A 14,103-nucleotide genomic window follows, 5' to 3' on the forward strand; every position below is an offset into this window, starting at 1 on the left:
CGCCGTCGCCACCGACACCATCTGCCGCGGCGACACATCCATGTAGTCGACCTCGGTGGCGTCGACGAATTCCATTTCCTCGTTACCGCGGCGGCACAGCACCCGGGCCTCGACGAAATTGCCGTCGGCATCGACCGCGGAGTTGGCCTGGGCCCGGACGTGCCGGTCCTCTTCGTCGGCCGTCAGGTACTTGACCTCGTCGGTGACGCGGCCGTTCTCCACCTTGCGGTACGGCGTCTCGATGAAACCGAACGGGTTGACCCGCGCGTACACCGACAGCGAACCGATCAGGCCGATGTTCGGACCTTCCGGGGTCTCGATCGGACACATGCGGCCGTAGTGCGAGGGGTGCACGTCGCGGACCTCGAGGCCCGCGCGCTCACGGGACAGACCGCCGGGGCCCAGCGCCGAGAGGCGGCGCTTGTGGGTCAAACCCGAGAGCGGGTTGTTCTGGTCCATGAACTGCGAGAGCTGGGAGGTTCCGAAGAACTCCTTGATCGCGGCCACGACGGGGCGGATGTTGATCAAGGTCTGCGGCGTGATGGCCTCGACGTCCTGGGTGGTCATCCGCTCGCGGACCACGCGCTCCATCCGGGACAGGCCGACCCGGATCTGGTTCTGGATGAGCTCGCCCACGGTCCGCAGACGCCGGTTGCCGAAGTGGTCGATATCGTCCACATCGACCGGGACCTCGACACCGCCGGGGGCGGTCATCGTACGGTCGCCGGCATGCAGGCGCACCAGGTACTCGATGGTCGAGACGATGTCCTCGCGGGTCAGCACGGACCCGTCGATGGCCTCACCCGGGTGCAGGCCGAGCTTCTTGTTGATCTTGTAGCGACCTACGCGCGCGAGGTCGTAACGCTTCTCCTTGAAGAACAGGTTCTCCAGCAGGGTCTGCGCGGACTCCTTGGTGGGCGGTTCGCCCGGGCGTAGTTTGCGGTAGATATCGAGCAGCGCCTCGTCCTGGCCGGCCGTGTTGTCCTTTTCCAGCGTGGACATCATGATCTCGGAGAACCCGAAACGCTCGGTGATCTCCTCGCTGGTCCAGCCGAGGGCCTTGAGTAGCACGGTCACCGGCTGACGCCGCTTGCGGTCGATACGCACACCGACGGTGTCCCGTTTGTCGACGTCGAATTCCAGCCACGCGCCACGGCTCGGGATGACCCGCACGCTGTGCAAGTCCTTCTCGGTGCTCTTGTCGACGGAGTGATCGAAGTAGACGCCCGGCGAACGCACCAGCTGGGAAACCACGACACGCTCGGTGCCGTTGATGATGAAGGTGCCCTTGTCGGTCATCATCGGGAAATCACCCATGAAGACCGTCTGGCTCTTGATCTCGCCGGTGTTGTTGTTGATGAACTCCGCGGTGACGAACAACGGCGCCGCGTAGGTCATGTCCTTGTCTTTGCACTCGTCGATCGAGGCCTTGACCTCTTCGAAGCGAGGATCGGAGAAGGACAGGGACATGGAGCCGGAGAAGTCCTCGATCGGCGAGAGCTCCTCGAGTACCTCCTCGAGCCCGCCGACCAGCCCGCCGTCACCGCGAGCGGCAGCCCGCTCACGCCAATCCGGTGTGCCGACCAACCAGGCGAAAGATTCCGTTTGTAGATCGAGAAGTCCGGGCACCTCCAGCGGCTCCCGGATCTTCGCGAAAGACACCCGCAACGGAGCCCCGGGAATACCCCCGGAAACTCCCAGCTTCGTATTGGCGCTTGTCTGGGTGGAGACTGCCAAGATGCGTCCTTCCAGCACCTCACGCGCGTCGCGTGGTGGTCCGCGACCGTCGCTTGTCTGCTACATTTTGGGATTCTCGCTGGTCACGACCCGAACGAGACTCGAACAGCAAACAACGGAAGCAACACCGGAAGGGTGGGACTTTCGTAGTGCGATCAAGGAATGGACAGGAGGCAGCCAGCGCAACGTCCAAACCTACACCTACCTATACGGAGGTGTCAAAGTACCACCCCGGCGAAGCGTTGCGTGGCTGACGCGCCGGGCCGGTTCCGCTGGCTGCGTTCCGGTCCACGGGCGGAGCCTCCGACAACGAATTCGGCGCTGGCGGTCGTCCACTACCGACGGCGGCCGAAGCCGCCACCAATAGCGTGACTGGTCCGGCGAAACTCGTCAAGTGGCCGTGCCGACCTGGTGTCCTTCCAAAGGCCGGCCGCGCTACAAGATCACTAACGACCCACCGCATCGGCCCAGTTCCGGCCGGATACGGCGGCCGCCGCGGCCCGGAAACACTCCCCCGGGCACAAAACAGCGCGCCGGGTGCGAACCCGACGCGCTGCTTTCGGAAACACGCTTTCTTACACCTTGGGGTACTGCGCGGTGTCGAAATCCGACCCGGGGAACTCGCTACCGCGGTCACCGGCGCGCTGGCCCGAATTGTAGGACATGACCATCGTCTCGTCGTTCTGATCGAGCGACTCGCGAATGGCCACCTGCGCGGCATGCGGCAGAGTGTGCATGATCTCACGTACCCGGTTCTTGCGGCGTTCCACCGCCTGGCGCACCGGCATCCCCGGCTGAGCCTTCATCTGCGGGATGATGCCATCGACCTCTTCGGCACCACCGTGATGATGGCCGGCGTCCACCATCGCCTGCTCGCGCGCCATCTGGGCCTCGTCCTTTTCCTCGGACATACCGATGGGGCCGATCATGCGGCCGTTGAGGAACTGTTTGACCACCGGCTCCTCGCTGGTGAGCAGCACCTCGCGCGGGCCGAACATGACCAGCTGACGGCGGAACAGCATGCCGATATTGTCCGGCACGGTACGGGCCAGGTTGATGTTGTGGGTCACGATGAGGATCGTGGCATCGATCTGGGCATTGATATCGATGAGCAGCTGGCTCAGATACGAGGTACGCACCGGATCCAAACCGGAGTCGGGCTCGTCGACCAGGATGATCTGCGGGTCCAGTACCAGCGCCCGGGCCAGCCCGGCCCGTTTGCGCATACCGCCGGAGATCTCGCCGGGCAGTTTGCCCTCGGCGCCGAGCAGACCGGTGAGCTCGAGCTTCTCCATGACGATCTTGCGGATCTCGGACTCGGACTTCTTCGTGTGCTCGCGCAGCGGGAACGCGACATTGTCGAAGAGGTTCATCGAGCCGAACAGCGCACCGTCCTGGAACAGCACCCCGAAGAGCTTCCGGATCTCGTAGAGCTCCTTGTTGGAACAGGTGGTGATATCGGTACCACCGATGAAGATGGAGCCGCGCTCGGGCCGGAGCAGGCCGATCAGCGACTTCAGGAATACGGACTTACCGGTCCCCGACGGGCCCAGCAGCGCGCTGACCTCACCGGCAGGCAGGGTAATAGAAACGTCCTGCCAAATCCGCTGTGAACCGAATGACTTGGTTACACTCTCGGTCCTGACCTCGACGCCCACGCCAACCTCCACATTTCTCAGCGAGCTACCCGCTTTGCACCACCGACCCGGTAGCGGTGCGTCACGTCACAGCGAGTCCGGTCACTGTAACCCATGGCACCCTCATAGCACACCCGACCTGACCGAAGAGTAACCCTGGTTGCCGAGTTCGATACCGCAGAACCGCCGTTAACCAGCACCCGAGAAAAACGGTCGTAATACGAAGAAAACGGGCGGTCCCCGTGGGGAACCGCCCGTTTCCGGCAGTGCCGGTCGGTATTACTTGACCGAGACCTTGGCGCCGGCGCCTTCCAGCTTCTCCTTGGCGGCCTCGGCGGCTTCCTTGGCCACCTTCTCCAGGATCGGCTTCGGCGCGCCCTCGACGAGGTCCTTGGCCTCCTTCAGGCCCAGGCCGGAGACGATCTCGCGGACCACCTTGATGACCTGGATCTTCTTGTCGCCGGCACCCTCGAGGATGACGTCGAACTCGTCCTGCTCCTCGGCGGCCTCAGCGGCGGCCGGGGCTGCACCGGCGGCGGCGACGGCGACCGGAGCAGCAGCGGTGACCTCGAACTTCTCCTCGAACTTCTTCACGAAGTCGGAGAGCTCCAGCAGGGTCATATTGCCGAAGGTTTCGAGCAGCTCGTCAACGTTGGCCATTGATATTTCCTTTCGATAGTGAATGTCTGTGCGGGCGAGCCGGAGTCGACCGTTCCGCGAATGGGGACGCGGGTCTTACTCCGCGGCGGCTTCGCCACCTTCGGCCTGCTTCTTCTCCTGCAGCGCGGCGGCCAGGCGGGCCACCTGCGAGGCGGGAGCGTTGAACAGACCGGCGGCCTTGGCCAGGTTGCCCTTCATGGCACCGGCCAGCTTGGCCAGCAGGACCTCGCGGGACTCCAGATCGGCGATCCGCTCGACCTCGGACACGGACAGCGGAGCGCCGTCCATGTAGCCGCCCTTGATGACGAGCGCCTTGTGATCCTTCGCGAAGGTCTTCAGCGCCTTGGCGGCGTCGACCGGCTCACCGGAGATGAACGCGATCGCGGTGGGTCCGACGAACAGATCGTCCAGACCCTCCACGCCGGCCTCGGCCGCAGCGCGCTTCACCAGGGTGTTCTTGGCGACGGAGTACGTGGCGTCGGCACCGAGCGCACGACGCAGTTCGGTGAGCGCACCGACGGACAGGCCACGGTATTCCGTGACGACTGCGGCCGTCGAGTCCTTGAACTGCTCGGCGATCTCCGCGACCGCGGCAACCTTTTCGGGTTTCGCCATACTTCGCCTCCTCTCTGATGTCGGTATGGATATGCCCTACCGAATCAGGGGCCGGCAAAAGAACAAGCGCCCCGAACGCAGAGCGTTCCGGGGCGCGAAAGAAAATATCGGCACGGCTGCGCGTGCGGATTCTCCAGCCTCGGCTCTCCCTGCGTGGGCCGCCGGCACTCTCGCCGGACCTTCGACCAATTCCATACGAAATCGGCGACCTACGGTCTTCGGTAGAACGGATTGGTGGTGCCGAACTGGTCGACAACCTGGTCGAGCATAGCCGGGCACTGCCTCATCTGGCAAAACGGTCGCGATAGTCGGGTTGACCGGGCGGTGCCGGCGCCCACCCCCTAGCGGACATCGTCGCCGAGCCGACCGGTATCGGAGCTGCGCCGACGCGTGCCGAGCCGACGCAGCACTTCGGCCGCACCGGCCCGGAAATCCGGCGAGACGACCAGCCCGTCGCCCCCGATATCCGTGCGCGACAGGGGCAGGCGAGCGCAGGCTCCCTCGTCCACGTCGGCACCGACGTAGCCGAGCACACTCGCCAGCGTCGCCGTGGCGCCGTCACCACGTCCGGGCGCCGCGACGGTGAGCCAGGCAGCCGGCTTCCCGTAGAGGTCGCCCGTACCCACGGTCCAGTCCAGCAGGTTCTTCAAGCTGCCCGGCAGTGTGCCCGCGTACTCCGGGGTGCAGAACAGCACCGCGTCCGCGGCCGCCAACTGCCGGCGTAACCGCAGCACCGCGGGAGGGGCGGGTTCGGGGGCCTCGGGGACGAAGGCGGGCAATTCGGCCGGTCCGCCGTACCAGCGCGCCTCGATCCCGTCCGGGGCCACTGCCTGCACTGTGCGCAGCGCGGCCGTATTGGTCGACCCGGCGCGCGTACTCCCGGAAATCAGCAGAACCACCGTCACGCAATGCGGCAACCACCGGCCGCACGAAACTAGTCCTCCGGCGCCCGTGCCGTATCCGGAAGCATTCCGATACACGAAACGGCGGGAGCGTCGGATGACGCTCCCGCCGTTTCGCGGTTCTGTGTTCGGAACAGCGCTTACGCGTCCTCTTCCAGGAGGTTGCGGGTGCGGTTCGGGTCCACCGGGATGCCCGGTCCGGTGTTCGTCGAGACCGTCACCTTCTTGACGTAGCGCCCCTTGGCGGTCGACGGCTTGGCCCGCAGGATCTCGTCCAGCGCGGCGCCGTAGTTCTCCACCAGCTTGCTGTCGTCGAACGACGCCTTACCGATGACGATGTGCAGGTTGGCCTGCTTGTCGACCCGGAAGTTGATCTTGCCGCCTTTGATGTCGTTGACCGCTTTGGTCACATCGGTGGTGACCGTGCCGGTCTTCGGGTTCGGCATCAGACCGCGCGGGCCCAGAACACGCGCGATACGGCCGACCTTGGCCATCTGGTCGGGGGTGGCGATCGCGGCATCGAAATCCAGCCAGCCGCCCTGGATCCGCTCGATCAGATCCTCGGCGCCCACGGCGTCGGCACCCGCGGCTTCCGCCTCGGCCGCCTTCTCACCGGCCGCGAACACGATGACGCGAGCGGTCTTACCGGTGCCGTGCGGCAGGTTCACGGTGCCGCGAACCATCTGGTCGGCCTTGCGGGGATCGACGCCGAGCCGGATGGCGACCTCGACGGTCGCGTCCGTCTTGGTGGTGGAGGTCTCCTTGGCCAGCCGCGTCGCCGCCAGCGGCGAGTAGAGCTTGCTGCGGTCGACCTTCTCGGCGGCGGCGAGGTACGCCTTGCTTCGTTTTGCCATGTTTCTCTGTCCTGTTTCTATTGGCGGCGTTCCCGGGGCGCTTCGTGGTTACCGCGCCCGGCGCTCGCGCCGCAATGTCGTGGTTCAGCTGTGGTTATCGGGCCTGGCCGGCCCTCCCACCGAAAGCGGGATCGCGAAGTATCACTTCGCTGCGCCTATAACGACCTGTCCCATGCGGACGCGGGGCCCGCAGCGGAGGTTCGTATCAGCCTTCGACGGTGATACCCATCGAGCGCGCGGTCCCGGCGATGATCTTGGCCGCCTGATCGATATCGTTGGCGTTCAGATCTTCCTGCTTGGTCTTCGCGATCTCGCGCACCTGCTCCATGGTCACCTTGGCGACCTTGTTGCGGTGCGGCTCGGGCGAACCCTTCTGCACACCGGCGGCCTTCAGCAGCAGCTTCGCGGCCGGCGGGGTCTTCAGCTTGAAGTCGAAGGACCGGTCCTCGTACACCGAGATCTCGACCGGGATGACGTTGCCACGCTGCGACTCGGTCGCGGCGTTGTACGCCTTGCAGAACTCCATGATGTTGACGCCGTGCTGACCGAGTGCCGGACCCACCGGCGGAGCCGGGTTCGCGGCGCCGGCCTGGATCTGAAGCTTGATGATCCCGGCGAGCTTCTTCTTCTTGGGGGGCATCTTTCTTTCCTAGGGTGTGGTGTTCCTTGCTCTCTGCAAGCTCCGACCCGGGGCCACCGCCCCGGGAAAACACAGGCGCCGCCTAGATCTTGGCGACCTTGGTGAATTCCAGCTCGACCGGGGTCTCGCGTCCGAAGATGGAGACGAGCACCTTGAGCTTCTGCTGTTCGGCGTTGACCTCGGAGATGGTGGCGGGCAGGGTCGCGAACGGACCGTCCATCACCGTCACCGATTCGCCGACCTCGAAATCGACCTCGATGGTGGGCTTGGCCTTGACCTCGCCACCGACGGCCTCGGTACCGGCCGCGGCGGCGGCCGGCGTGGCCGCCTTCTTCTGCTGCGAGGCCGGAACCAGGAATTTCACCACTTCGTTGATGGTCAGCGGCGAGGGGCGCGAGGTCGCGCCCACGAACCCGGTGACACCCGGCGTATTGCGGACCGCACCCCAGGACTCGTCGTTCAGATCCATCCGGACCAGGATGTAGCCCGGCAGCACCTTGCGGTTGACGCTCTTGCGCTGACCGTTCTTGATCTCGGTGACCTCTTCGGTGGGCACCTCCACCTGGAAGATGTAGTCCTCCAGGTCCAGGTTCTGTACACGGGTCTCGAGATTGGTCTTCACCTTGTTCTCGTAACCGGCGTAGGAGTGGATGACGTACCAGTCGCCGGGAGCGCGCCGCAGGACGGCCTTCATCTGCTCGACCGGGTCCGGTTCCTCCGCGTCGGCGGTTGCGGGTGCGGCCTCGTCGGCAGCCTCGGGCTCGGCGTCGGACGCCGGCTCCTCGACGGATACGGCGGCCTCCTCGGCCGTCTGATCGTCGACCGGGAACTCGTCGGTGGTGTCGTTCTCCGGGGTGCTCACTGGGCACTCGCTTCCTGTGTCGTCACGTGCATCCTCTGCGTGCCGGGTTCGGGCGCGGCGTGGGACTTGTGTCCGGCCCGCGGCGCGGATCGGTTCACGGCGCCGGTGTCACCTGGCTAACCGAACAACCAGTCGACACCCTTGATGAACGCCAGATCCAACCCGCTGATGAACGCGACCATGAAGATCACGAACACCAGAACAACGGTCGTATAGGTGACCATCTGCTTCCGGTTGGGCCAGATAACCTTCCGCAGTTCCGCGATCACCTCACGCAGGAACTTGAACAAACGCACGAACGGATTGCGTGACCGTTCGCGATCGCCGCGGCCGGACTTCGACTCGGCCTTGCGGGCGGGCCGATCCAAGGTCGCGAGCGAACCGGTATCGGACGCCGAGGACGAGACGGATCGACTACGCCGAGCGGAACGCTTTCCGCTCGGCCGCTGCACGGCGGCGGTGTCATCGCCGTCGTCGGCGCCGTATCCGCCGCGGCGAGTGTCCCGCTCGTCGGTCACGTCGATCCTCTCTCGTCGCCGTTATCCAGGGCAGGGGCGACAGGACTTGAACCTGCAACCTGCGGTTTTGGAGACCGCTGCTCTGCCATTTGAGCTACGCCCCTTCGGCTGAACCGGACTGTCGTGGTCCAGCCACATGCGATATTCAGTTGTCGGCGCTGGTGTCACACAACACGCGCGCCGCCCCGGCAGGTGCCGGCCCCGTCGGCGGGGCCGGTGCAACCGGTCGGTCCGAGCCTACGCAGCCGGTACGACCACTGGTCGGAAACCCCGCCTGGAACCAGCCTTGCAGAGCAGCGCGCATCGGCTGGTGACCCCAGAAACCCGAGTGTACGGCACGGCCGGTGACAGAAGCCAATCAGGTGCGCTCGACCAGGTCAGGACAGCTGGACGGTGGCCGTGGCCCGGCCGAAAATCTTGCGACCGCCGGATTTGGCCACGATCGCGATCACGGCGGTCTTCGTTTCCGGATCCGCCGATTTGATCTTGCCGGTGAACTCGACCTCGGCCGGTTCGGTGGCGCTCACGAACACCGGGCTGGTGAACCGGACGTTGTATTCCTTCACCGCGCCGGGATCACCGAGCCATGAGGTGACGAAACCCCCGCCCAGGCCCATCGAGAGCATGCCGTGCGCGACGCAGTTGTCGAGATCCACCAGTTTGACGACCTCGTCGCTCCAGTGGATGGGGTTCGCGTCACCGGAGACACCGGCGTAGTTCACCAGGTCACCGCGGGTCAGTTGGACGATCCGGGCGGGTAGTTCGTCACCGACGGACACCTCGTCGAACGACCGGGCGAACCGGGTCGGCACGATCTCGCCTACGGCCGGCGCGGGAACGACGTGCCGGGTACGCGGGGTGTGATCGGGAACCGCCGCGTCCATTCCGTGCATCAGCACCTTACGGACGGCGTCGTTGAGGTTCGGATCGATATCGCCGCCGCTGCGGCCGACCAGCGTCGTGTAGGTGGTGAGCACGAGCTCGTTGTGCTGGTCGGTGACGATGTTCTTGGTGACGATGATGTCGCCACCGAACGCCTGCCGGAAGGAGTGCAGGTGCACATCGCAGATCAACTGGTCGCCGACCACGATCGGGCGGTGGAACTCCAGGATCTGGTCGGTCTGCATGATCTGGCTCAGGTCGTAGCCGGTGACGACCGTTTCGAACAGTTTGCGCTGTGCCAGGATCCCGACGAGGGAGATGAAGGTGAGCGGGGCAACCAGGCCGTCGTAGCCGAACTCCAGGGCGATATCTTCGTCCCAGTGCGCCGGATGGCCGTCCTGGACGGCGCGCGCGTATTCGCGCACCTTCTCGCGGCCGACTTCGTAGTAGTCGTCGACACGATAGTGGTGACCGACCATGGCGGCCGCGTGGGCGGCGGGATCGAAATCCGTATCCGTCGCGACCGCTTCGTCTGTACCGGTGTTGATTGTCACGGGAGGACTGTACCTATCTGACCCCGCAGCACGGAGTCTGCACGGCGGCTGGGCGTCGGGCCCGTAGATAGAAGTCGGCGTGACCGAAAGAGCCGAGCAGCCACCTGATCATCACCACGGCCGACGATCGGCCGCGGTGTCGGTAGTTCGAGGACCAGAACGCCGCCGTCGAGTAGGAAGTACGAACCCCGCAGCACCCCGATCGCCGAACCGGGATCCGGCGAGAACCTACTATCGCGGTGCCGTGAACATCCGACACGCCGAAGCCGTGCCCGAATGCTCGGGACCCGCTGCTACCGCAGCGGCGTCACGCGAGGATCAGCGAGATTCGCGATGCGCCCGGTGCGTACCGCAGTTCGGGCAGAACTTCTTCAGTTCCAGCCGGTCCGGGTCGTTGCGCCGGTTCTTCTTGGTGATGTAGTTGCGATGCTTGCACTGCTCGCAGGCCAAGGTGATCTTTGGCCGGACATCGGTGGACTTCGCGGCCACGATATGCCTTCTTTCCGGTCAACCAGAGGGTCAATCAGTATGGGTAGCGATGGCCGGACTCGAACCGGCGACACAACGATTATGAGTCGTTTGCTCTACCGCCTGAGCTACACCGCCTTATACGCCATCTGCGACGGCGACGCCGCGGCTTGGAGTGCCGAGTCGGGACACCACCGGCAATCCGGCGAGCCCCCTAACGGAATCGAACCGTTGACCTTTTCCTTACCATGGAAACGCTCTGCCGACTGAGCTAAGGGGGCGCGACCTCTCAGCAGCGGGAACCGACTGAAGTCCTACCCGTTGCCTCGAAGACTTGAACGAGAGTACACACTGACCACCAGGAGCACCAAACCGAGTGGTCAGAGGCTATTTTCCGGTGAATTGACCGGCTCGCGCCGGGGCCCGGAACCACCCCGGACGAAGAAAACCCCCGCCGGTCTTCACCGGCGGGGGTTTCCTGGTGGCAGGTGTAGGATTCGAACCTACGTAGGCTTTCACCGACAGATTTACAGTCTGCTCCCATTGGCCGCTCGGGCAACCTGCCTCGTACCGCACTTTCGATCTTCCGATCACTTTCCCAGTGCGCTCAGCAGGATACAACGAACCCGCACCCCGAATGCAAACCCGCTGGCCAGATGCCCCGAACCGGCCTCCACCACCATGGCCGCACAGTGTCGCCGCACCGACCAGGTAGCTTGCGTAAGCACCCAGGGTGATCCAACAGTGAACAGGAGCGCAGTGTGGCCGATTCATCATTCGACATCGTCAGCAAGGTCGAGCGGCAGGAGGTCGACAACGCCCTGCACCAGGCCGAGAAGGAACTGAACACCCGCTACGACTTCCGGGGCACGGGCGCGGGCATCGAATGGTCCGGCGAGGACAAAGTGGTACTCACCGCGGAATCGGAGGAGCGGGTGAAAGCCGCGCTCGAGGTGTTCAAAGAAAAACTCATCCGCCGCGATATCTCGCTCAAGGCCTTCGACGCCGGCGAACCGGTGGCTTCCGGCAAGACCTACAAGATCACCGGGACCCTGGTCCAGGGCATCGACTCCGAGCACGCCAAGAAGATCTCCAAGAAGATCCGCGATGAGGGGCCCAAGGGCGTCAAAGCACAGATCCAAGGTGACGAATTACGCGTCACCAGCAAGAAACGCGACGACCTGCAAGCCGTTATCGCGCTGCTCAAGGGCGACGATTTCGGGATCGCCCTGCAATTCGTGAACTACCGGTAGGCGCGGGCGGTCACCGCCCGAACCCTCAACGACCGGCCATCTGCTCCAGGCGCGCGATCCGTTCCGCCATCGGTGGATGCGTCGAGAACAACCGGGCCATCCGATCGCCGGCACGGAACGGATTGGCGATCATCAGATGCGACTGCGCGGTCAGCCGGGGTTCGGGCGGCAACGGTGCCGCCTGCACCCCACGCTCCAGCTTGCGCAACGCCGACGCCAGCGCCAGCGGATCACCGGTCAGCTCGGCCCCCGACTCATCGGCCTGATACTCCCGCGACCGCGACACCGCCAGTTTGATCAATCCCGCGGCGATCGGCCCCAGTAGGGAAACCAGCAGTACACCGAAGATACTCGGCCCGGAACCACCCCGGTTCCCACCGAAGGCCGCCGCGAAATACGCGAAATTCGCCAGCCCGGAAATCACCGCGGCCATGGCCCCCGCAACCGAGGAGATCAAGATATCCCGGTTGTATACATGGGACAGTTCGTGACCCAGTACGGCCCGCAATTCGCGCTCGTCCAAGATTTGCAGAATACCGCTGGTACAGCAGACCGCCGCATGCCGCGGATTACGCCCGGTGGCGAAAGCGTTCGGCGCATTCGTAGGACTTATGTACAGCCGCGGCATGGGCTGCCGAGCGGTGGTCGCCAGCTCACGGACGATCCCGTAGATGGCCGGCGCCTCGATCTCGCTCACCGGCTGCGCCCGCATGGCCTTCAGCGCGAGTTTATCGCTGTTGAAATACGCGTAGCCGTTCATCGCCACGGCGAACAGAACCGCGACGACCAGAATGGTCGTATTCCGGAACGCTGCCCCCGCCAGGACTATCAGCGCGGAAAGCCCGACCATGAGCCCGAACGTTTTCATCCCATTCGCAAACCCGTGCCCGTGCATAGCACTCCTGTATACGTGGCGCGCGACCGAACGCGCGAATTTCGGCCAGAACCGCTACAGGAGGACAACGATCCCAGGCCCGGTGAAGTTCCGTGTTCGCGGGCACGGCCTGCTGCCGAGCGGGACCGGAAAGGGTAATCGAGGCAGGCGGGCTCGCCCAGTCGAATCGCCGACGTGAGAAGTCGGCTTGCTGGTGAAAGTGAGAGCGCGAGCCCGCTCGCCAAGGCGCTGTGCTGTGTTTGGCGCCGCTTGGGGCGGCGCAGGGTCCAGGCCCCTCGGTCTCACCGTTTTCGGCCTCGCGCCCGCGATATGCGGTGGGCCGTCCGCAGAGCGTGACCGTTGAGCACCTTCGGCCAAGGGGTGAGACAGGCCTCAACCCTTCGAAATGTCTGGCAACACTCGACACATGCGGGTTGCCTCGCCGAGCGATGTCCGTGTCCGGGCCGGTTTCAGGGGTCAGCCGACCCGTTCGATGGTGTACTGGACCAACTGAACCAAGGCGTCATTGGCAGGCCCCGCAGGAAGGGCCTTCAGCTCCGCGTGGGCGATATCGGCGTATTCGCGCAGCTTCTCCTTCGCCCGGGTCATACCCGGCGAACGGCCGAGCAGGTCCAGTGCCTCGGCAACCTCGGCATCCGTTTCCAGAGGTCTCGCCAAGAGGGTCCGGAGACGGTCGCCGTCGGGGCCCTCCTCGCTCAGTGCGTAGAGCACGGGGAGAGTGTGGACTCCCTCACGCAGGTCGGTGCCGGGGGTTTTGCCGGACTGGGCCGATTCGGAGGAGATATCGATGATGTCGTCGGATATCTGGAAGGCGGTGCCGACGGCGTCACCGAGGCGGGCGAGGCGTTCCACATGGTCGTCGTCCGCGCCGGAGAAGGTCCCGCCGAAACGGCCGGAGGCCGCGATCAGCGAACCGGTTTTCTCCCAGACCACGCGCAGATAGTGGGCGACGGGGTCGCTCTCTTCGCGGGCGCCCATGGTTTCCCGCATCTGACCGGTGACCAGTTCGGCGAAGGTTTCGGCGATGATGCGGACGGCGTCGGGGCCGAGGGTCGAGGTCAGCCGGGAGGCGTGCGCGAACAGATAGTCGCCGGCGAGGATGGCCACGCTGTTGCCCCAGCGGGAGTTCACGCTCGCCGCGCCGCGCCGCATGGTGGCCTCGTCCATGACATCGTCGTGGTAGAGCGTGGCCAGGTGGACGAGTTCGACCACGGTGCCGGCGGTGACGAGGTCCGGATCGCCGGGGCGGGGGCCCAGCTGGCCGGTGAGGATGGTGAACAGCGGCCGGAATCGTTTACCGCCGGCCTTGGCCAGGTGCAGCGCGGCTTCCTGGAGGAAGGACGCCCCGGAAGACAGCTCCTCGACCAGCAGTTTCTCCACGTCGTCGAGGCCGTTGCGTACGGTCTCGGCGAGCGCAGGATCCCCTAGGTCCACCCCCGCCACCACCGTGCCGGCTTCGCTCACAGCAGATGTGCTCATACCTTCTCCCAAGGACGCGTCCGACCCCACGGTGATGAACCTAGCGTGTTCATGTCGGAACGCCCATGAACACCATCACTGTATTGATCGAGCATGAACGAGGCCGGCGACCGGTCATCATGCCGACGCGGAGGCCGGAGCGTAGGC

At 65.0% G+C, this 14,103-nt stretch carries 14 protein-coding genes and 4 tRNA genes; 1 reads left to right on the plus strand and 17 read right to left on the minus strand.

Annotated features, from left to right (window positions below; translation table 11 throughout):
- The 15 genes from NGR01S_RS17410 to NGR01S_RS17480 all read right to left on the minus strand — a co-directional run.
- Positions 1-1,752 (minus strand): RNA polymerDNA-directed RNA polymerase subunit B (locus NGR01S_RS17410; RefSeq protein WP_507762099.1); only part of this gene is annotated, 1,752 nt, incomplete at its 3' end.
- A 560-nt stretch (positions 1,753-2,312) separates the two neighbouring features.
- On the minus strand, positions 2,313-3,395 hold the full coding sequence (locus NGR01S_RS17415; protein ID WP_245664645.1) for an ABC transporter ATP-binding protein: 1,083 nt from the start codon (positions 3,393-3,395) through the stop codon (positions 2,313-2,315).
- 258 nt (positions 3,396-3,653) lie between these two features.
- Positions 3,654-4,034: a 50S ribosomal protein L7/L12 gene (gene rplL / locus NGR01S_RS17420; RefSeq protein ID WP_030525645.1), complete on the minus strand. Its 381-nt coding sequence runs from the start codon at positions 4,032-4,034 to the stop codon at positions 3,654-3,656.
- 75 nt (positions 4,035-4,109) lie between these two features.
- A complete protein-coding gene (gene rplJ / locus NGR01S_RS17425) occupies positions 4,110-4,649 on the minus strand; it encodes a 50S ribosomal protein L10 (protein WP_063038094.1) in 540 nt (179 codons plus the stop codon).
- A 341-nt stretch (positions 4,650-4,990) separates the two neighbouring features.
- Entirely contained in the window at positions 4,991-5,554 is a 564-nt protein-coding gene (locus NGR01S_RS17430; RefSeq protein ID WP_063038096.1) for an NADPH-dependent FMN reductase, read from the minus strand.
- Between the two features lie 137 nt (positions 5,555-5,691).
- Positions 5,692-6,405: a 50S ribosomal protein L1 gene (gene rplA / locus NGR01S_RS17435; protein WP_030525642.1), complete on the minus strand. Its 714-nt coding sequence runs from the start codon at positions 6,403-6,405 to the stop codon at positions 5,692-5,694.
- Between the two features lie 205 nt (positions 6,406-6,610).
- A complete protein-coding gene (gene rplK / locus NGR01S_RS17440; RefSeq protein ID WP_063038098.1) occupies positions 6,611-7,045 on the minus strand; it encodes a 50S ribosomal protein L11 in 435 nt (144 codons plus the stop codon).
- An 82-nt stretch (positions 7,046-7,127) separates the two neighbouring features.
- Positions 7,128-7,907: a transcription termination/antitermination protein NusG gene (gene nusG / locus NGR01S_RS17445; RefSeq protein ID WP_063038100.1), complete on the minus strand. Its 780-nt coding sequence runs from the start codon at positions 7,905-7,907 to the stop codon at positions 7,128-7,130.
- Between the two features lie 116 nt (positions 7,908-8,023).
- The gene (gene secE, locus NGR01S_RS17450) at positions 8,024-8,425 is read right to left on the minus strand and encodes a preprotein translocase subunit SecE (protein WP_063038102.1); all 402 of its coding nucleotides are present in this window, start codon (positions 8,423-8,425) and stop codon (positions 8,024-8,026) included.
- Positions 8,426-8,456: 31 nt separating this feature from the next.
- A tRNA-Trp gene (locus tag NGR01S_RS17455) sits at positions 8,457-8,529 on the minus strand.
- Between the two features lie 273 nt (positions 8,530-8,802).
- Complete coding sequence (locus NGR01S_RS17460) at positions 8,803-9,855, minus strand: fused (3R)-hydroxyacyl-ACP dehydratase subunits HadA/HadB (protein ID WP_063038110.1); 1,053 nt, start codon at positions 9,853-9,855, stop codon at positions 8,803-8,805.
- A 324-nt stretch (positions 9,856-10,179) separates the two neighbouring features.
- Entirely contained in the window at positions 10,180-10,350 is a 171-nt protein-coding gene (rpmG, locus tag NGR01S_RS17465) for a 50S ribosomal protein L33 (RefSeq protein WP_011211653.1), read from the minus strand.
- A gap of 44 nt (positions 10,351-10,394) precedes the next feature.
- A tRNA-Met gene (locus NGR01S_RS17470) sits at positions 10,395-10,467 on the minus strand.
- Positions 10,468-10,537: 70 nt separating this feature from the next.
- Positions 10,538-10,610 (minus strand) — tRNA-Thr (locus NGR01S_RS17475).
- A 198-nt stretch (positions 10,611-10,808) separates the two neighbouring features.
- Positions 10,809-10,894 (minus strand) — tRNA-Tyr (locus NGR01S_RS17480).
- Between the two features lie 196 nt (positions 10,895-11,090).
- Between NGR01S_RS17480 and NGR01S_RS17485 the strand changes: the two genes are divergently transcribed.
- Positions 11,091-11,582, plus strand: coding sequence for a YajQ family cyclic di-GMP-binding protein (locus NGR01S_RS17485; RefSeq protein WP_063038104.1), 492 nt, complete (start codon positions 11,091-11,093; stop codon positions 11,580-11,582).
- 25 nt (positions 11,583-11,607) lie between these two features.
- Here the strand turns inward: NGR01S_RS17485 and htpX are convergent, their stop codons facing one another.
- Entirely contained in the window at positions 11,608-12,477 is an 870-nt protein-coding gene (htpX, locus tag NGR01S_RS17490; RefSeq protein WP_063038106.1) for a zinc metalloprotease HtpX, read from the minus strand.
- Positions 12,478-12,933: 456 nt separating this feature from the next.
- On the minus strand, positions 12,934-13,956 hold the full coding sequence (locus NGR01S_RS17495; protein WP_063038108.1) for a polyprenyl synthetase family protein: 1,023 nt from the start codon (positions 13,954-13,956) through the stop codon (positions 12,934-12,936).
- Between the last annotated feature and the right edge of the window lie 147 nt (positions 13,957-14,103).

The organism is Nocardia grenadensis NBRC 108939 (assembly GCF_001613445.1).
Classification (GTDB): Bacteria; Actinomycetota; Actinomycetes; order Mycobacteriales; family Mycobacteriaceae; genus Nocardia; species Nocardia grenadensis.